The 17,870-nt window shown below is 62.9% G+C and carries 16 protein-coding genes and 1 pseudogene; 8 read left to right on the forward strand and 9 right to left on the reverse strand.

What is annotated here, in order from left to right; translation table 11 throughout:
* Positions 1-194: 194 nt before the first annotated feature.
* A complete protein-coding gene (locus tag DEVEQU_RS11200) occupies positions 195-1,232 on the reverse strand; it encodes a LacI family DNA-binding transcriptional regulator (RefSeq protein WP_126150670.1) in 1,038 nt (345 codons plus the stop codon).
* 164 nt (positions 1,233-1,396) lie between these two features.
* Between DEVEQU_RS11200 and DEVEQU_RS11205 the strand changes: the two genes are divergently transcribed.
* The 6 genes and pseudogenes from DEVEQU_RS11205 (at position 1,397) to DEVEQU_RS11230 (ending at position 7,503) form a co-directional block, all read left to right on the forward strand.
* The gene (locus DEVEQU_RS11205; RefSeq protein ID WP_126150671.1) at positions 1,397-2,431 is read left to right on the forward strand and encodes a Gfo/Idh/MocA family protein; all 1,035 of its coding nucleotides are present in this window, start codon (positions 1,397-1,399) and stop codon (positions 2,429-2,431) included.
* Positions 2,432-2,442: 11 nt separating this feature from the next.
* On the forward strand, positions 2,443-3,345 hold the full coding sequence (locus DEVEQU_RS11210) for a sugar phosphate isomerase/epimerase family protein (RefSeq protein WP_126150672.1): 903 nt from the start codon (positions 2,443-2,445) through the stop codon (positions 3,343-3,345).
* Between the two features lie 74 nt (positions 3,346-3,419).
* Positions 3,420-4,640, forward strand: coding sequence for an ABC transporter substrate-binding protein (locus DEVEQU_RS11215; RefSeq protein ID WP_126150673.1), 1,221 nt, complete (start codon positions 3,420-3,422; stop codon positions 4,638-4,640).
* A 68-nt stretch (positions 4,641-4,708) separates the two neighbouring features.
* Positions 4,709-5,609: pseudogene (locus tag DEVEQU_RS11220) on the forward strand (carbohydrate ABC transporter permease).
* Positions 5,606-6,433, forward strand: a complete 828-nt coding sequence (locus tag DEVEQU_RS11225; protein WP_126150674.1) for a carbohydrate ABC transporter permease — start codon at positions 5,606-5,608, stop codon at positions 6,431-6,433. Before DEVEQU_RS11220 ends, DEVEQU_RS11225 begins: the two are co-directional and overlap by 4 nt.
* Entirely contained in the window at positions 6,430-7,503 is a 1,074-nt protein-coding gene (locus tag DEVEQU_RS11230) for an ABC transporter ATP-binding protein (RefSeq protein WP_126150675.1), read from the forward strand. The genes DEVEQU_RS11225 and DEVEQU_RS11230 overlap by 4 nt, the downstream gene beginning before the upstream one ends.
* Positions 7,504-7,518: 15 nt before the next feature.
* Here the strand turns inward: DEVEQU_RS11230 and DEVEQU_RS11235 are convergent, their stop codons facing one another.
* The 3 genes from DEVEQU_RS11235 to DEVEQU_RS11245 form a co-directional block, all read right to left on the reverse strand.
* On the reverse strand, positions 7,519-7,884 hold the full coding sequence (locus DEVEQU_RS11235) for a YbaN family protein (protein ID WP_126150676.1): 366 nt from the start codon (positions 7,882-7,884) through the stop codon (positions 7,519-7,521).
* 121 nt (positions 7,885-8,005) lie between these two features.
* Positions 8,006-8,302, reverse strand: coding sequence for an addiction module antidote protein (locus DEVEQU_RS11240; protein WP_126150677.1), 297 nt, complete (start codon positions 8,300-8,302; stop codon positions 8,006-8,008).
* Positions 8,292-8,591, reverse strand: coding sequence for a type II toxin-antitoxin system RelE/ParE family toxin (locus tag DEVEQU_RS11245; protein ID WP_126150678.1), 300 nt, complete (start codon positions 8,589-8,591; stop codon positions 8,292-8,294). The genes DEVEQU_RS11240 and DEVEQU_RS11245 overlap by 11 nt, the downstream gene beginning before the upstream one ends.
* Positions 8,592-8,765: 174 nt before the next feature.
* On the opposite strand from DEVEQU_RS11245, the gene DEVEQU_RS11250 reads away from it, so the two are divergent.
* The gene (locus DEVEQU_RS11250; protein WP_164550357.1) at positions 8,766-9,311 is read left to right on the forward strand and encodes a response regulator; all 546 of its coding nucleotides are present in this window, start codon (positions 8,766-8,768) and stop codon (positions 9,309-9,311) included.
* 6 nt (positions 9,312-9,317) lie between these two features.
* Here the strand turns inward: DEVEQU_RS11250 and DEVEQU_RS11255 are convergent, their stop codons facing one another.
* A complete protein-coding gene (locus DEVEQU_RS11255) occupies positions 9,318-9,872 on the reverse strand; it encodes an LOG family protein (RefSeq protein WP_126150680.1) in 555 nt (184 codons plus the stop codon).
* Positions 9,873-9,875: 3 nt separating this feature from the next.
* Positions 9,876-11,387 carry a helicase HerA-like domain-containing protein gene (locus DEVEQU_RS11260; protein ID WP_126150681.1) on the reverse strand — a complete coding sequence of 504 codons (1,512 nt, stop codon included), beginning with the start codon at positions 11,385-11,387 and terminating at the stop codon, positions 9,876-9,878.
* Positions 11,388-11,558: 171 nt separating this feature from the next.
* Here DEVEQU_RS11260 and DEVEQU_RS11265 point away from each other — a divergent pair, with 171 nt between their 5' ends.
* Positions 11,559-12,824: a TIGR03808 family TAT-translocated repetitive protein gene (locus tag DEVEQU_RS11265; protein ID WP_164550358.1), complete on the forward strand. Its 1,266-nt coding sequence runs from the start codon at positions 11,559-11,561 to the stop codon at positions 12,822-12,824.
* A gap of 22 nt (positions 12,825-12,846) precedes the next feature.
* Here DEVEQU_RS11265 and DEVEQU_RS11270 read toward each other — a convergent pair whose 3' ends face one another.
* From DEVEQU_RS11270 to DEVEQU_RS11280, 3 genes are all read right to left on the reverse strand, one after another.
* Entirely contained in the window at positions 12,847-13,839 is a 993-nt protein-coding gene (locus DEVEQU_RS11270; RefSeq protein ID WP_126150683.1) for an MDR family oxidoreductase, read from the reverse strand.
* Between the two features lie 194 nt (positions 13,840-14,033).
* The gene (locus tag DEVEQU_RS11275; RefSeq protein WP_126150684.1) at positions 14,034-16,307 is read right to left on the reverse strand and encodes an NADP-dependent malic enzyme; all 2,274 of its coding nucleotides are present in this window, start codon (positions 16,305-16,307) and stop codon (positions 14,034-14,036) included.
* Positions 16,308-16,528: 221 nt separating this feature from the next.
* Positions 16,529-17,647 (reverse strand): hypothetical protein, encoded by a 1,119-nt coding sequence (locus DEVEQU_RS11280; protein WP_126150685.1) that lies wholly within the window; start codon positions 17,645-17,647, stop codon positions 16,529-16,531.
* Between the last annotated feature and the right edge of the window lie 223 nt (positions 17,648-17,870).

Here is a 17,870-nt window from a genome sequence, read left to right on the forward strand (position 1 = left end):
CCCCCACCCTCAATCCCTCCCCTCAAGGGGGAGGGAGGCGAAAGAGCACAGAGTCCACCTCAGTTTGAAATGGTCTAGATCAGCACTACTGCATGTGGGTTTGAGCGTGTTGCAGCACCCCCACCCCGCCTCCCCCTGAAGGAGGGGGAGGAGTAGGACGAGCGTGGGCGCGCGCCTGGTTCCCGTTGTGCACCCTACCCTTTTGCCGGTTGGTCGCTGCCGCCTTCGATGAGGGTGAGGGGCACGACGCGGCGGATGACGCCGTGGGGGTAGTGGGCGGCATAGGCGGGCATGGTGGCGAGCAGGCCCTCTGCCAGTTCGATGCCCAGGTCGCGCAGCGACAGGTAGAAGCAGGTGAGTTTTGGGTTGAGATATTGCGAATTGGTGCTGTGGCGGCCGATGATGGCAATGTCGGCGCCCGGCTTGATGCCGCAATCGTAGAGGCCGCGATAGAGCCCGACTGTCAGCATTTCATTGGTGAGCACAAAGCCGGTGGGACGCTTGTCCTCCGGCATGGCAGCGACGCGTTCGCCAATCTCGTGACCACCGCGATCATTGGGATAGGCGCGGAAAACGAGGTCGGGATCGAAGGCAATGCCATGGCGCTCGAGGGCCGCGCGATAGCTGTCGACAAAGACGAAGCCGAGATTGATGTCGTCGATCGGCGCGAAGACACCGATGCGCCGATGACCCTTTTGCACCAGCCGGTCGACTCCGGTCTGTGCCATGCCCTCGAAATCGAGATCGAGCCAGGGATGCCCGGCTTCTGTCAGGCTGCGCCCCAGGGCGATGAAGGGAATGTTGCGCTCGGCCAGAAACTGGATGCGATGATCATGGCGCTTGGTGGCGGAAATGATCAGCCCGTCGACAAAGCCGCGCGCCACTACGCGCTGGAGATAGGCGTCCGGGTCCTCCTCGGACGAGCACAGCAGCACCACGAGGTCGAGCTGGTGGCGCGCACAGACGGTCTGCACGCCGTCGAAGACGCTCATGAAGAAGACGTCGCCGTCGCCGGTGATCTCAGAGCCGCTCTGCATCATGAAACCGATGACGCCGGTCTTGCCCTGGCGCAGGGAGCGACCGGCCTGGTTGGGGACGTAACCAATGGCCGCCGCTGCTTCGAGAACACGCTTGCGCGTCTCATCGCTGACATCAGGCTTGCCATTGAGCGCGCGCGATACTGTGCCGATAGAGATATTGAGGTCGTGCGCCAAGCGCCTGATACCATTCATATTTTTTGAAATTTCTCCACAGCGGCACGGCGTGCGTAAACGTTTCTGAATCCATCTTGACTTGACGGCAATGCCAATACTATCGTCGTAAACGTTTACGGAACAGTGTTTCAAGACGCCGCACAAGACGGCAATGAGACGCGAAAGTCCAGAGGGAGGCGATCTTGGTATTTACGGCGGTGCTGGCCGGTTGCGGCGGCATGTCCAAAGGCTGGTTGTCGGCAGTTTCCGAGCACCCCCTGCTCAAGGATCGGGTGCGGATTGTCGGCCTCGTCGATCTCGATCGGGCCACGGCCGAGGCGCGTGCCGCCGAGTTCGGCCTCAGCGAAGCCGCGATCGGCACCGATCTCGATGCCGTATTGGCCGCCACCAAACCTGACCTGCTGTTCGACGTGGTCATTCCGGCCGCCCGCGCCAAGGTGGTGGAGACCGGCCTGCGCCATGGCTGCCACGTGCTGAGCGAGAAGCCGATGGCGGCGTCGATCGAAGAGGGGCGCGCGATGATCGCCCAGGCACAGGCTGCCGGACGCATTCACGCCGTGGTGCAGAACCGCCGCTTCATTGCCGGGGTGCGCCGCATTCGCCGCCTGATCGAAAGCGGGCTGCTGGGCGAGCTCACGAGCCTCAATTGCGATTTCTTCATCGGCGCCCATTTCGGCGGGTTCCGCGAAGAGATGGACAATGTGCTGCTGCTGGACATGGCGATCCACACGCTGGATGCCGCCCGTTTCATGGCCGGCAAGGCACCCAAGGCCGTCTATTGCCTCGAAACCAATCCGCGGGGCTCCTGGTATCGGCATGGCGCTGCCGCCAACGCCATCTTCGAATTCGCCGATGACGTGGTGTTCAACTATCGTGGGTCCTGGGCGGCCGAAGGCGCCAATACCAGCTGGGAAAGCGCCTGGCGCATCATCGGCAGCAAGGGCACGCTGATCTGGGACGGCGCCGACACTTTCGAGGCTCGGATCGTCGATGGCGATACCGGTTTCCTCCGCAATCTCAAGCCGGTCGACATCCCTGCCCCGGTCAATGAAGACGAGACGCATGGCCATGCCAGCGTGCTCGCCGACTTTCTCGGCGCCATCGGAGCCGGCCGGGCGCCGGAAACGGTGGGCACCGACAATATCAAGAGCCTGGCCATGGTGTTTGGCGCGATCGAAAGCGCCAGGACCGGACAGCGCGTCACCATTTCAGCTTAGGAATTATTGAATTGAGCAATCCGGCCAAATCCATTCGCATCGGCACCATGGTCAGCGCTTCGTCGGGCAAGGCCGCCGACCGTATCGGCGAAATCGCCGATCTGGGTTTTGAAAGTTTCGAGCCGTTCTTCTGGCAGACCACCAATGGGCAGGACCTTGCCGAGCTGGGCAAGCGCAGCAAGGACGCGATCGGCGACCGCGACATTACCATTTCCACAATCGGCATGTTCGGCAATCCGCTGGAAGACGAGGAGATGGACCGCCAGACCCTGCAGGGCTGGAAGGACTGCATCGACAATGCCCACCATTTCGGCGCGACCTGCGTCGCCGGCTTTACCGGGCGCATCCGCAACAAGCCGCTGACCGATAGTCTGCCGCAATACAAGAAGGTGTGGTCAGAACTGGCCAAGCGCGCCGCCGACAAGGGCGTCAAAATCGCCTTCGAGAACTGCGCCATGGACGGCAACTGGGCGACCGGGGACTGGAACATCGCCCACAATCCCGATGCCTGGGAGCTGATGTTCAACGAGACGCCGGACGACAATATCGGGCTCGAATGGGAGCCCTGCCACCAGATGGTCTATCTGATCGACCCGCTGCCGCAGGTGCGCAAATGGGCCAAGAAGATTTTCCACGTGCACGGCAAGGACGCCACCATCCGCTGGGACGTCATTCGCGAGCACGGCATTTTCGGCAAGGAGAAGTTCGTGTTCATGCGCACGCCCGGTTTCGGCGACAGCAACTGGACCGACATCATCTCCGAGCTGCGCCTGGCCGGCTGGAGCGGCTCCATCGATATCGAAGGCTGGCATGACCCGGTCTATCGCGGGGAACTGGAAATGACCGGCCAGATCCATGCGCTCAATCATCTTCGGAATTGCCGGGGTGGCGACTACGTCGCCATTGCCGGCTAGGCGCTGCGCGGGGCCAGGGAGGGCCGCGCTCGGCATTTTCGTCAGCAGCAAGACTGCATCGTGGGAGGAAGCTTATGAAACGGAACTATCTCGGCCTGATGGCCGGCATTGCACTGGGTGTTATGGGCATGGCCGCTCCGGCCATGGCACAGGTCACCCTCAAGATGTGGTCGATCGACGGCGACAACGGGCTTTATACCAAGCTGGTGGAGGACTTTAACGCCTCCCAGAGCGACATCGTGGTGGAAAGCCGCCTCCTGGCCTTCGACGACCTGGTGAACGAAGCGCTCAAGGCCTTTGCCACCGGTCAGGCCCCCGACATCATCTCGCTCGACAATCCGGATTTCGCGCTGTTCTCCTCGCGCGGCGCCATGCTGGATATCACCGACCGCGTCGCCAATTCCGATGTGATCGACACCAGCGTCTATTACGAAGGCCCGTTGGCCTCCGCCACCTGGGACGGCAAGCTCTATGGCCTGCCCAAGGCAACCAATACCATCGCCCTGTTCTACAACAAGGACCTGTTCGCCAAGGCCGGCATTGCCGAGGCGCCCAAGACCTGGGACGAACTGCTCGAAGACGCCCGCAAGCTCAACGACCCGGCCAATAATGTCTATGGCATTACCTGGTCGGCCCGCGCCGGAGAAGAAGGCACGTTCCAGTTCCTGCCATGGGTGCAGATGGGCGGCGGCTCGTTCAAGGAAGTGAACACGCCCGGCGCGGTCAAGGCGCTGGAAATCTGGAAGACGCTGCTGGACGAAAAGCTGGCTTCGCAGGACGTGCTGAGCCAGGGCCAGTGGGACTCCACCGGCACCTTCAATGCCGGCAATGCGGCCATGGCGATCTCTGGTCCGTGGGAACTGGGCCGCATGGCAACCGACGCCAAGTTCGACTGGGGCGTCGCGCTGCTGCCGACCGAAACCGAAGGTGGCCCGCGCTCGTCGGCCATGGGCGACTTCGACCTCGGCATCTTCGCCAATACCAAGCACCCGGACGAAGCCTTCAAGGTTCTCGAATATTTCGCCTCGCAGAGCGACCGCCTGTTCCCGGAATTCTCAAACATTCCGGCCCGCAGCGACATCGCCCTGCCCTCGACCGGCGATGCCCGCACCGACGAAGCGCTCAAGGTGTTCCAGGAGCAGCTGAAATATGCCCAGCCGCGTGGTCCGCATCCGGAATGGCAGAAAATCTCCAAGGCCATCTACGACGCCTTCCAGGCGGCGATGACCGGCCAGATGACGCCCAAGGATGCGCTTGACCAGGCCCAGGCCACCATCAAGGGCATTGTGGGCTGACCTTTCCTCCCTGACTGGGCCGGCTGGAGCGATCCGGCCGGTCATTTCGATTTTTGCCAGGAGGCGTTATGTCCCGATTTTTCAACAGTCTGCGCGACGGGGTCGGCTTCGACATGATCCTGGTCGGCGCGGCCCTGCTGTTCCTGTTCGCCCTGGCGGGGCTGCCGCTGGTATACAATGTGCTGATGAGCTTCCAGCAGGTGGACATGTTCACGCTGGGCGCGCTTTTCCGTCCTTGGGCGGGTTTTGCGAATTATATCGCGGTGGTGCAGCAGCCCGAATTCTGGCTGGTGACGCGCAACACCCTGATCTTTGTTTTCTGTTCGATGGCGGGGCAATTCGTGCTCGGCTTCGCGCTGGCCATCTTCTTCGCCCAGAATTTTCCCGGCGCTTCGACCATTCGCGGGCTGTTCCTGGTGAGCTGGGTGATGCCGGGGCTGGTGGTCGGCGGCATCTGGAGCTTCATCCTTGCCGGTGATTTCGGCGTGCTCAATGCGATGCTGAAGGCCGTCGGCATTATCGACGGCACCATTTTCTGGAAGTCGGACCCGAATTTTTCCATCTGGGCCGTGGTCATCGCCAATATCTGGCTGGGCCTGGCCTTCAACATGCTGCTGCTCTCGGTGGGGCTGGCGGCAATCCCAAAGGATCTCTACGAGGCCGCCGAGCTCGATGGGGCCAATGCGTTCCAGCGCTTCTGGACCATTACCCTGCCGATGATGCGGTCGACCATCGGGGCGGTGCTGTCGCTGGGGCTGATCGGCACGCTGCAGCAGTTCGACCTGTTTCCGGCGATCACCGAGGGTGGCCCGGCCAATACCTCGACCGTGGCCGGCTACTGGTCGTGGAAGATGAGCTTCCAGCTTTGATTTCGCCAAGGGCGCCACGATTTCGGTGATGATGTTCCTGCTCGTGTTGTTCGCATCGATCATCTATGTACGCTCCACCCGTCACGAGGTGCGCGGATGACCCAGACAAAGACGCAATGGCTGCTGCTGACGGTGGCGCTGGTGCTGGCGGCGTTCTACCTGTTTCCGCTCTACTGGATGTATGTGACCAGCCTCAAGTCCGCCTCGGAAATCTATGCCAATCCACCGACCTTCTGGCCGCTGGCGCCAGATCCGAGCATCTATCCCGGCGTGTGGACGGGGCGCACCATGCCGAAATTCCTCTGGAATTCGGTGCTTATCGCCTCGGGCGTCACGGCCATCACCGTGCTCCTTGGCACGGGATGCGCCTATGTGCTGGCGCGCTATCGCAGCGTCTGGGTGGATATAGGACTGTTCCTGATCCTGATGCTGCAGGTGCTGCCGCCATCGGTGATGATCACGCCGCTCTTTGTCGGCTTCAACCAGGTGGGCCTGTTGAACTTCCCGCGCGAAGCGGTGATCCTGGCCGCCGCCGCCAAGGCCATGCCGTTCTTCGTGGTGCTGGTACGCGCCACCTTCATGAGCGTGCCGCGCGAACTCGAGGAGGCGGCGCTGGTCGATGGCAATTCGCGCGTGGGGGCGTTTTTCTCCATCGTGCTGCCCCTGGCACGCAACGGCATCCTGGTCTGCGGCATCCTCACCTTCATGAGCGCCTTCGGGGAATATATCTATTCCAAGTCGATCATCCAGGACCCTGCCCTGCAGCCCGCCAGCGTGGGTCTCGCCAGTTTCCTTGGCCCCAATTCGACCGACTGGAACTCCATCATGGCCTATTCGGCCATCTATGTGACCCCGATCCTCGCCGCCTTCGTCATCCTGCAACGCCGCATCGTTTCCGGCCTCACTTCGGGAGCTCTCAAATGAGCGCACAGCCCCAGATCGAACTCGTCGGCATCGACAAGCATTATGGCGCCTTCCACGCGCTCAAGGACATCAATCTCACCATTCCCAAGGGCCAGTTCGTAGCGCTGGTGGGGCCTTCGGGGTGCGGGAAATCCACGCTGTTGCGCTCTCTGGCGGGGCTCGAAACCATCTCGGGCGGCACGATGAAGATCGCCGGCGAAGTGATGAACGGAGTGCCGCCGCGCAAGCGCGACGTGGCCATGGTGTTCCAGTCCTATGCGCTCTATCCGCATATGACGGTGGAGCAGAATCTGACCTATTCGCTGCGGCTCAAGCATGTGCCGCGCGAAGAGGCCAAGCGCGCCGCAGAGGAGGTGGCCAAGACGATCGGGCTGCAGAACCTGATGCATCGCTATCCGCGCGAATTGTCGGGCGGGCAGCGGCAACGCGTGGCCATGGGTCGGGCGATCATCCGCAGCCCCAAGGCGTTCCTGTTCGATGAACCGCTGTCCAATCTCGACGCGGCTTTGCGGGTGCATATGCGCAAGGAAATCCGCGCCCTGCACGACCGGCTGGGCGCCACCTCGGTCTATGTCACGCATGACCAGATCGAGGCCATGACCATGGCCGACCATGTGGTGGTGATGCGCGACGGCGTCATCGAACAGCAGGGCAGCCCGCTGTCGCTCTACGATACGCCCGCCAGCCGGTTCGTGGCCGGGTTCATCGGTTCGCCTGCGATGAACTTCGTACCGGGCAGCGTGGATGCCGATGGCACCAGCGTGACGCTGGACCTGCCGGGCGCCAAGAGGCTCGCCCTCAGCGGGCGCCGCGATCCCGGTCGCAAGGTGGTGGTCGGGCTGCGGCCCGAGCACCTGGAGGTCGTGGATATCGCGGAAGCGCATCTGGTGCTGCCGGTGACGGTGGTGGAATCGACCGGATCGCTGACCTATGTCACCACCGGCGGCACGCCGGAGCTGACCGTGGTGATTACCGGCCGCAGCACCGTGCAGGCGGGTTCCGATATCGGCCTCGCCATCGCGCCGGAACGCCTGCATGTCTTTGATGCGGAGACGGAGAAGGCGATTTAGCCGTTCTCGGTATTTTCAGCGCGTAGGATCGGGGCGGGTGAGGATGAAGGCGGCGCAGGCGGCGAGGATGGCTGCGACCAGCAACCACAGCCAGAGGCCTGGCCGGGCGCCGATCCAGAACAGCGCGAAGCCCAGGACGATGCCGCTGCAGGCCAGGGCCTTGGCGCGCCGCGAAATGGCCCCGGTATCTTGCCAGTCGCGCAGGGTCTGGCCGAAGCGTGGATGATCCAGCAGCCAGTTTTCGAGCCGGGTCGAGGAGCGCGCAAAACACCAGGCCGCCAGGATCAGGAAAATAGTGGTCGGCATCAGCGGCACGAAGGCGCCGATTATGCCAAGCGCCACCAAGATCAAGCCGGCGATCAGGTAAATAGGCCTCAACATGGCGATATCGCAACGTAGCTGAGCGCCGCCAGGCCGATTTAGCCGGAGGTTTACGCTCAACATTGCCGCCGATGATGGCACCGATTCCCGCAATCGGGAAAGATGTGGCCGCCGATGTGCCCTATTCGGCAGGCACGGCGGGCTGCGCGGCCAGACGCACGCCCAGCGCCTTCATCACCCCGAGCAGGGTCGAGAGCTTGGGGTCGCCCTTGTCGCTCAGCGCCTTGTAGAGCGCCTCACGGGTAACCCCGGCATCACGGGCAATGCTAGTCATGCCCCGGGCGCGGGCGACTACACCCAGAGCATGGGAAATCAATGCCGCATCGCCCGTTTCGAAGGCCTCTGCCAAAAGCTCAAGCTGACCTGCTTCATCCTCAAAATATTCGGACCCATCATAGGGCAGGATTTCAATCGCCATTGTCGATCTCCTTAGCCATCTGCCGGGCTCGCGCGATATCCCGGTCCTGGCTCGATTTGTCACCGCCGCAGAGCAAGACAATCAGTACCCGTCCACGTTGAACGAAATAGACGCGATAACCCGGGCCGTAATCGATACGAAATTCTCCGATCCCGTCGAAGAATTTGACGTCGCCCATCAGCCCTGCCTGGACCCGGACCAGCCTGCGGGCAATGGTCTGCGAGGCCCTGCGATCACCCAGTTCCCGATGCCATTTCGCAAAAACCGTAGTCTGACGGACTTCGATCATATGTTAACTTTAGTTCACATGCATGGCGCTGTCAACGCAGGTGCCTGCTCCGGCCCCCGCCCTCGTCTGCCGCCGCGTTTACTTTTTTGCCGATCTTGTCGGCTGAGGCGCACTGGGCGCTTCATTCGCCGGGATAGTCATGTTAACGAAACCTTTACCAATCGAGGGCTCACTTTGACTGTATCGGCCAAGACCATTGCCATTATGGCCGCCAATCCGGCGCTTTCCGCCGTGTTGACCATGGTTCTGGCCGGCGACTCGCGCCTGCGGGTGCGGCCTTTCGATAGCGAATCCGAATTGTTTGCCTATATGCGCATCGCGCCGCTGGACCTGCTGGTGGTCGATTTCGACCGTGACGGGCGCCCGGCCTATGAGATGGTGGAGGCCATTCGGCTCAACCCTTCGCTGGTGTCGCGCGACCTGCCTGTCATTGCGCTGACCCGCGCCATCACCCCGCCCATGCGCCACCAGGCGATCAGCGCCGGGATCGACGAGGTTGTGCTCAAGCCGATGTCGCCGCGCCACCTCTTGCAGCGGGTGCAGACGCGCCTGCATACGCGCAGCATTGTCGGTGCCTTTGCCTCCGGCTATCTGGGGCCGGAGCGGCGGGAGCGGGTGCCAATGCCCCAGCCGCAGCCCAATCCGGGCCGACGCTTCAACGACAATGTGGTGCCGCTGTTTCCCAATGGCAGTGGGCCTGGCTTCGAGCCGCGGGTCTGAGCGGCTCTAGGTGGTCTGCTGCTGCAGCAGCCAATTGACCTTGTTCCAGAGGTCTTCGACAGTGTCGGCGAATTGCAGGTTCCGGTCATAGCCGGGCACCGCATGGGACAGCACGTCGCCGGCAAAGCCGCGCAGCACTTCGAAGGCGCGGTGGCGATTGAGGAAGACGATGGGCCGCGAGGGCGTGGACGACCAGGTCTCGAACAGCGCGGTGGCCGAGGCCAGCGAGCCGGGCAGGACCACCAGAATTGTCGACATCGCCGCCAGCTGAGCATGACGCGCAGCGCGCTCAGGCACTACGGAAACAGGCACATTGGCCAGAGCCGGCGGCAGCACGATGCTGGCATCGGCCAGCACATCGACAGTGCCACCGGCGGCGCGGGCGGCAGTGATCAATGGCACAGGCAGGGCGTCGTTTTCAGCCAGGCAGACCAGGCGCACGCCGCGGCGAGCGAAGAGGCGCCCGGCCTCGCCCATCAGGCTGGCGCGTTCGGGATCGCCGGGGCCTTTGTCGGAAGCGAAGATGCCGATGACGGGTGTGGTTTGCTGGAGACCGGACATGGGTCAGCGTTTTCCCTTGAGGCCGCCGAGAATGCCGCGCACCAGGGCATTGCCCAGCCGATTGGCAACGGTGCGGGCGAAGGAATTGACGGCCGCTTCGGTCGGCGTCTGGCGGGTTGAGGTGCGGCGGGGTGCGGCCGCCTTTTCCAGCCGTTCACGTTCCTTGGCATAGCGGTCAGCGTCGGCCTGACGCTCGGCATCGTATTTGGCGCGTTCGTCGGCAAGCTGCTTTTCGCGGGCCCGCTTCTGCAGCACCTCATAGGCAGATTCCCGATCGATGACGGTGTCATAGAGCCCGCCGACCGGGGAATTGGCGATGATGGAATCGCGCTCCGCCGGGGTGATGGGGCCGACCTGGGCTGATGGCGGACGAATGAGGGTGCGGCCCACCATGGAGGGCACGCCCTTGTCCTCGAGCACCGAAACCAGTGCTTCGCCGATTCCCAATTGGGTGATGGCCTCGGCGGTGGAAAAGGCGGGGTTGGGACGGAAGGTGTCGGCGGCGACCTTTACCGCCTTCTGCTCGCGCGGAGTGTAGGCGCGCAAAGCATGCTGCACGCGGTTGGCCAGCTGGGCCAGCACGCTTTCAGGAATGTCGACGGGGTTCTGGGTGACGAAGTAGACGCCGACGCCCTTGGAGCGGATGAGCTTGACCACCTGCTCGACCTTGTCGATCAGCGCCTTGGGGGCATCGTCAAAGAGGAGATGCGCTTCGTCGAAGAAGAAGACCAGCTTGGGCTTGTCGACATCGCCGACTTCGGGGAGCTCTTCGAAGAGTTCGGAGAGGAGCCAGAGCAGAAAAGTGGCGTAGAGGCGCGGCGACTGCATCAACTGGTCGGCGGCGAGGATGGAGACGAAACCGCGGCCATCGGCATCGACGCGCATGAGATCGGCAATCGCGAGCGCCCGCTCGCCGAAGAAATGGTCGGCGCCCTGCTGTTCGAGCACCAGCAATGCGCGCTGAATGGCGCCGATGGAGGCGGTGGTGACATTGCCGTAGCGGCCGGAGATTTCCTTGGCGCGCTCCTGCACATTGCCCAAAAGCGCGCGCAGATCCTTGAGGTCGAGCAGCAGCAGCCCTTCCTCGTCGGCAACGCGGAAGGTGATGTTGAGCACGCCTTCCTGGGTGTCATTGAGGTTGAGAATGCGGGCGAGCAGCACCGGGCCCATCTCGGAGATGGTGGCGCGCACCGGATGCCCCTGCTTGCCGAACAGGTCCCAGAAGATCACCGGAAAGACGTCGTCGCGGTAGTCGGTGAAGCCGATATCCTCGGCGCGCTTGGTCTGCCAGCCTTGCGCCTGGCCCATCTTGGCGATGCCGGAAAGGTCGCCCTTGATATCGGCGGCAAAGACGGGAACGCCGGCGGCGGAAAAGCCTTCGGCCAGGACCTGCAGGCTCACGGTCTTGCCGGTGCCGGTGGCGCCGGTGATCAAGCCGTGGCGATTGCCGTATTTGAGATTGAGATATTCCGTCCGGTCGCTCGCCCCGAGATAGATCTTGCCGTCAACGAGCATGCCGAACCTGCCATATGCTTAGAAACTGAGCCCGTTATAGCCACCCGGCCCGACACCGCCAAGCTGGAACGCATGCGCGGCGAGAGGCGGCGGACACATTCATTCACCAAACCCAGCAGTTCCGCCCGCAAGGCCGGCGAAAGCTGGCATGATCGGAGCATGCAGAATGTCATGCCCAATCGTCGTCATGTAGTCGCCGGTCTTGCCGGCCTTGCAGCCTTTGCCCCAAGCCTGGCGCGGGCGGAGGTGGTGCCATTGACGCAGGATGGCAACCAGACCCAGGCGCTGCAATCGGCACTGCTGGCCAATGCCAGCGGGCGCATCAGCCTGCCGCCGGGGCGGTTCGTGGTCTATGGGCTCGCGATCCCGGGCAATGTTGTTATCGAGGGCGTACCGGGTGCCACCTGGCTGATCGCCGCCGGCAGCGCAGTGGGCACGATTTCGGGGCAGTCGAACGTGGTGCTGCGCGATATCGGCTTTGTGGGCGACAGCGGCAGCGAGGCGCTGCTGGGGATCGAGGCTGCGCAAGGCGTGGTGCTGGAGCGGTGCAGTTTTCGCGATAGTCCCGCAGTGGCGCTGAGCATTCACTCGGCGGCCGTGACGATCCGCGATTGCGATTTTTCGGGGCATGGCGACGCGGCCATTCATGCCATGGATAGTCGTGGGCTGGTGATTACGGGCAATCGCATCGCCAAATGCGGCAATGCCGGGGTACGGGTCTGGCGCTCGGTCGAGGGGCCGGATGGGTCGATCATCGTCAATAACCGGATTTTGGAAATCGACTGGCGCGGTGGCGGCAATGGCCAGAACGGCAATGGCATCAATGTGTTTCGCGCTGACGAGGTGATCGTCGCCGACAACCACATTTCGGACTGCGCCTTCACGGCAGTGCGGCTCAACACCACCAAGAATACCCAGATCAGCGGCAATGTCTGTCGCGACTGCGGCGAGGTGGCCATCTTCTCCGAATTCGCCTTTTCCGGCTCGGTGGTGGCCAATAATGTGGTGGTTGGCGCGGCGACCGGGATTTCGATCACCAATCTGGATTCGGGCGGACAGATCGCGGTGTGCACTGGCAATATCGTGCGCAATATCACCCCGAAATCGGCGGTGAATCCCGATACCATTCCGATCGGCATTTTCGTCGAGGCCGAAACCACGGTCACTGGCAATGTGGTGGCCAATGTGCCCGGTGCTGGGATTGCGGCCGGCTGGGGGCCGTTTTTGCGCAATGTGGTGGTGTCGTCCAATGTCGTCAGCGATTGCACGATCGGCATTGGCGTGAGCGTGGTTGAGGATGCCGGTGCAGTGATGCTGTCGGCCAACCAGGTCGGCGGCAGCTATCAGCACGCCATTGCCGGCATGCGCTGGACTGAGGTGATCGAACCGGACCTGCTCGCCAATGTCGGGCGCTATCCGCATGTGACGCTGGGCTAGACACGACGCCTAGCAGGCGCGTTCACGCCTTCGGGTTGACCAGCACCCTGCCCCGGACTTCGCCCTTGAGGATCTGCGCGGCTTTCTCCGGCAGGGCGGCGAGGCCGACTTCTTCGACATTGGCGTCATAGGCGGCGAAATCGAAGAGGCCGGCGAGGCGCGACCAGGCGGCGATGCGGGCGTCATAGGGCTGCATGACGCTGTCGATGCCGGCCAGCGTGACGCCGCGCAGCAGGAAAGGCAGGACATTGGTGTTGAGGGCGATGCCGGCAGCATTGCCCAGGCTGGCGACCGCGCCGCCATAGGCGATCTGGCGCAGGAGCTTGCCCAGGATATCGCCGCCGACGCAGTCGATGGCAGCGGCATAGCGGGCGGTTTCGAGCGGCTTGTCCGGCTGGGCCAGGAATTCGGCACGATCGAGCACGGTGGTGGCGCCCAGTGCCTGCAGCATGGCGGCGTGCTGCGGACGGCCGGACAGGGCGGTGAGGGAATAGCCGAGGCGCCGGGCCAGCGCGATGGCGATGGAACCGACGCCCCCGGCTGCGCCGGTGACCAGAATTTCGCCGGAGGCCGGGGTGATACCCAGGGCCTCAAGGCGGTTGATAGCCAGCATGGCCGTCAGCCCGGCCGTGCCGATGACCATGGCGTCGCGGGTGGAAAGGCCCGACGGCAACGGCACCAGCCAGTCGGCCTTGACGCGCGCCCGCTCGGCATAGCCGCCCCAATGGGTTTCGCCGACGCGCCAACCGGTCAGAACGACCTTGTCGCCGCTCGTGTAACGGGAATCGTCGCTTGAGCGAACGGTGCCGGCAAAGTCGATGCCGGCGACATGGGGAAAACTGCGCACCAGACCACCCTGCCCGGTCAGGCAGAGGCCGTCCTTGTAGTTGAGGCCGGCCCACTCGATATCGACGGTCACATCGCCGTCGGGCAGCCGGGCGTCATCGAGGGTCTCGATGCTGGATTGGCTCTTGCCGTCGACTGGGGCTGTGGTGACCAGGGCGCGAAATGTCATGGATGTGCTTCCTCCGGCCCGCCTCTCCCAAAGCGGGTGTGACTAGTGATAGCGCAAACCGTGGCCGTGGAAAGGCGGAAGGTGCGTTGGCCAAGGCGTTATGCCTGCCCCAAACCGAAACGCCCTCGGGTCAAGCCCGAGGGTGACGGCCAGTAGATACCAAGAGGTCGGTACGCCCACACTCTCACAGTGGCTTAAAGTCGGCCTGCGGCTTCGGTGGCGGCGATGGCGGCCATGTTAACGAGGCCGCGGCTGGTGACGGTGGGCGCGACGATGTGCGCGGGTTGCTTGGTGCCCATGAGGATGGGGCCGATATGGAGGCCGTTATTGAGCTCCTTGAGCAGGGTCATTGAGAGGTTGGCGGCTTCGAGATTGGGGAAGACCAGGAGATTGGCTTCGCCTGACAGCACCGAGTCCGGAATGTAGCGGGAGCGCAGTTCGGCATTGACGGCCAGATCGCCCTGCATTTCGCCTTCGACGACTAGGTCGGGGGCGACGGCTTTGAGCTTGTCGTAGACCTCGCGCATCTTGATCGAGGTGTCGCCGTCGCGGGAGCCGAAATTGGAATAGCTGAGCAGCGCGGCGCGCGCCTCGATGTTGAAGCGCTTGAGGTGGTCGCGGGCCTGCAAGGTGATGGCCACCAGTTCATCGGCGGTGGGGTCGATATTCACATAGGTGTCGGCCAGGAAGAAGACGCCGCGGTTGAGCAGCAGCATGGAAAGCGCCGAGAGCTGGTTGGACTCCTCGGACAGCCCGATAATAGAGTGGATGTCGCGGGCATGCTTGATGAAGCGGCCCTGCAAACCGCAAATCAGTGCATCGGCTTCGCCGCGACGCACGGCCAGAGCACCGATGACGGTGGTGTTGGTGCGCACGATGGTGCGGGCGGTGTCGGGGGTAACGCCCTTGCGGCCGACGAGGGCGTGGAAATCGGCGACATAGTCGCGATAGCGCGGGTCGTCTTCGGGGTTGATGATCTCGAAATCGCTGCCCGGACGGATGGTTAGCCCGAAACGCTCCAATCTTGATTCAATCACCGAGGGGCGGCCGATGAGGATCGGCTTGCCGATGCCGTCTTCGAGAATGACCTGAGCGGCGCGCAGCACGCGCTCGTCCTCGCCTTCGGCAAAGGCGATGCGCTTGTTGGCGGCCTGGGCCCGCTCGATCATCGGCTTCATCACCATGCCGGAGCGGAAGACGAAGCGGCGGAGCTGATCCCGATAGGCGTCGAAATCGGCAATGGGGCGGGTGGCGACGCCAGAATCCATCGCCGCCTTAGCGACGGCCGGGGCGATGCGCAGGATCAGGCGCTGATCGAAAGGATTGGGAATGAGATAGTCGGGTCCGAAAATCGCCGGCACACCATGGGCGGTGGCTTCGAGGCCCGGCTCATGCGCCAGCTTGGCGATGGCATGGGCGGCGGCGGCCTTCATTTCCTCGTTGATGATGGTAGCGCCGCAATCGAGCGCGCCGCGGAAGAGAAAGGGGAAGCAGAGGACGTTGTTGACCTGATTGGGATAGTCCGAGCGACCAGTGCAGACCAGTGCATCGGGACGGGCTTCCTTGGCCAGTTCCGGCATGATTTCCGGGGTGGGATTGGAGAGGCCCAGGATCAGCGGATTGGGGGCCATGTTCTTCATCATTTCGGGCTTCAGCGCCCCGGCCTTGGAGAGGCCGACATAGATATCGGCGCCGTCCATGACCTCCGCCAGCTCGGTCTTGTCGGTGTCCTGGGCAAAGGCGCCGCGCCAGCGATCGACGGAATTGTCGCGCTTTTTGGTGACGAGGCCCTTGGAGTCGGCGATCCAGATATTTTCGCGCTTGGCGCCCACAGCGATCAGCATGTTCATGCAGGCAATGGCGGCGGCACCTGCCCCCGACGTGCAGATCTTGACCTTGGAAATGTCCTTGCCGACCAGACGCATGGCATTGATGACGGCGGCGGCGACGATGATGGCGGTGCCGTGCTGGTCATCATGGAAGACCGGGATATTCATGCGCTCGCGCAGCGCTTCCTCGATCTCGAAGCATTCGGGGGCCTTGATATCCTCGAGATTGACGCCGCCAAAGGTCGGCTCCAGCGGGGCGACGATCTCGATGAATTTCTTGGGATCCTGCTCGTTGACCTCGATATCGATGGAATCGATGCCGGCGAATTTCTTGAACAGGACCGCCTTGCCTTCCATCACCGGCTTACTGGCCAGGGCGCCGATATTGCCCAGGCCGAGCACAGCCGTGCCGTTGGAGATGACGGCGACGAGATTGCCCTTGGAGGTGTAGCGATAGGCATCGGCCGGATTGGCGGCGATCTCCTCGCAGGGGGTGGCGACGCCGGGAGAATAGGCGAGCGAGAGGTCGCGCGTATTGGCCAGCGGCTTGATGGGGGTGATCTCCAGCTTACCCGGGCGCGGATATTCGTGGAAATGCAGCGCGGCTTCGCGGAGGCTCTGGGCCTTGTCTTCGGACATCGATCTCTCCCTTAGGGGTTACCGCCTCCCCAGGCGGGCGCCCTAGAAAACAGGTCGAGGGCGCGGGAGAAAGTTATGCTTTAGTCGCAGAGGTGTCGTGGGGGGCGTGGGGATTTTCCGCGGGGTGGGACGGAGCAACCGCAACCGAAACGCCCTCGGGTCAAGCCCGAGGGTGACGATCGTGGGTGGGGAAGGCGCGGTGCGCCTGGACATTTGCGGTTCTAGAAGAACAGGTCCCGCGTCACTTCGCCGACCGGGCTCAGGAACATCGTGGTCATGGCGCCCTTCTGGAAGATGGAGCGGGCGACATTGCCGGTGCCGCCGAGGCTTGACCAGCCATTGGGGCGGAAGAACAGTGTGAGCATGGGGCGAATGTCGCCCTCTATGCCGGCGCCGGTATAGAGGGCGATATCGGCGTCGCCATTTCCCTCAAGTTGCGCGGACGGGAAGCCGCAGAAGGTGAGCCCGAGCGGATTATCGGGGCCGAGACGATAACCGGTGATGGCGGCGCCGGTGGAATCCTTGCCGATCTCGGTCATGGCGGTTTCGGTAATGCGGTCGATCAGGGTGCTGGGAAATGTGCTCTCATGCTCGGACAGCAGATAGATGCAGGCATTGTAGACAGCATCGCCGAGGCTGGTTTTCTGATCGTCGATGGCCAGTTCGGGCGGCAAGGCGCTGCGGGTGAGGAAATAGTCCTCGCCGGTGGTGATGTCATAGGTCTCATCAGGGCCCATGGAGACGATGTAGCCGAGCACATTCGCATCGACATTCCAGTTCACCAGCTCGCGCACCATGATGGCGATGTCGCCGCGGGTGGCGCCGAGCACCTCGTCGAGACCAAACTGCGCAACGAGGCCATCGAGCGCATCCGGGGCGAAATAGGGCGCGTGGAAGCCGAGGATGGCGCCGGGGGCGACCATGCGATCGATATAGACGCCGATGCCGTCCTGGGTGGAATAGCCGGTGCCGCCAAGGAAGGCGAAGGCACAGGCGGAATAGCACTCCGCACCCGCCTCGACCATGGAGGCAATGCGGTTGTCGCGCAGGAACTGAGCCATGGTCAGGCCCTCGACATAATTGCCGCCGGGGCTTTCGAGGGTGATGACGGCGCAATTGCCGCCGTCCACCGGCAGTTGCTCGAAACCGCAGGCGATATTGGCGTCGAAGAGTGTTTTCAGCTGATCGACATCGCCTTCCACGACCGGCCCCTCGAAATGCAGATGCGGGACGGGGTGGCTCAGCGAATAGCTGTCCGAGACCAGCGTCACCGTGCCGGCGGCGGCGGGCGTGGCCAGGAGCGCCAGGCTGGCGATGACGCAAAGGCGGGCAAAAGACATGGCGGCAGAACCTCCCGAGGATAGGGGCAAATTAGCGCGGGATTTCGGGCAGCGCATACCCTGTTCAGGGGCGGTGGCATTGATGCCATTGCTGCAGGAGACCATCGGCACGCATTCAAATCGGCAATCGTGATTACCACGGATGTGAAGGAAATTAGCGCAATTGCGTCACGAATATGACAGTTTGTTTGACTGTTTCATATTTACTGATAGACAATACTGA

This window comes from Devosia equisanguinis (genome assembly GCF_900631955.1).
Classification (GTDB): domain Bacteria; phylum Pseudomonadota; class Alphaproteobacteria; order Rhizobiales; family Devosiaceae; genus Devosia; species Devosia equisanguinis.

What these genes read in the sequence shown, in the direction of transcription:
- DEVEQU_RS11215 (WP_126150673.1), top strand. Translation starts at nt 3,420, where the DNA reads ATGAAACGGAACTATCTCGGCCTGATGGCCGGCATTGCACTGGGTGTT.
- DEVEQU_RS11255 (WP_126150680.1), bottom strand. Translation starts at nt 9,872, where the DNA reads ATGTCCGGTCTCCAGCAAACCACACCCGTCATCGGCATCTTCGCTTCC.
- DEVEQU_RS11245 (WP_126150678.1), bottom strand. Translation starts at nt 8,591, where the DNA reads ATGATCGAAGTCCGTCAGACTACGGTTTTTGCGAAATGGCATCGGGAA.
- DEVEQU_RS11240 (WP_126150677.1), bottom strand. Translation starts at nt 8,302, where the DNA reads ATGGCGATTGAAATCCTGCCCTATGATGGGTCCGAATATTTTGAGGAT.
- DEVEQU_RS11280 (WP_126150685.1), bottom strand. Translation starts at nt 17,647, where the DNA reads ATGTCTTTTGCCCGCCTTTGCGTCATCGCCAGCCTGGCGCTCCTGGCC.
- DEVEQU_RS11225 (WP_126150674.1), top strand. Translation starts at nt 5,606, where the DNA reads ATGACCCAGACAAAGACGCAATGGCTGCTGCTGACGGTGGCGCTGGTG.
- DEVEQU_RS11265 (WP_164550358.1), top strand. Translation starts at nt 11,559, where the DNA reads ATGCCCAATCGTCGTCATGTAGTCGCCGGTCTTGCCGGCCTTGCAGCC.
- DEVEQU_RS11230 (WP_126150675.1), top strand. Translation starts at nt 6,430, where the DNA reads ATGAGCGCACAGCCCCAGATCGAACTCGTCGGCATCGACAAGCATTAT.
- DEVEQU_RS11235 (WP_126150676.1), bottom strand. Translation starts at nt 7,884, where the DNA reads ATGTTGAGGCCTATTTACCTGATCGCCGGCTTGATCTTGGTGGCGCTT.
- DEVEQU_RS11200 (WP_126150670.1), bottom strand. Translation starts at nt 1,232, where the DNA reads ATGAATGGTATCAGGCGCTTGGCGCACGACCTCAATATCTCTATCGGC.
- DEVEQU_RS11270 (WP_126150683.1), bottom strand. Translation starts at nt 13,839, where the DNA reads ATGACATTTCGCGCCCTGGTCACCACAGCCCCAGTCGACGGCAAGAGC.
- DEVEQU_RS11260 (WP_126150681.1), bottom strand. Translation starts at nt 11,387, where the DNA reads ATGCTCGTTGACGGCAAGATCTATCTCGGGGCGAGCGACCGGACGGAA.
- DEVEQU_RS11275 (WP_126150684.1), bottom strand. Translation starts at nt 16,307, where the DNA reads ATGTCCGAAGACAAGGCCCAGAGCCTCCGCGAAGCCGCGCTGCATTTC.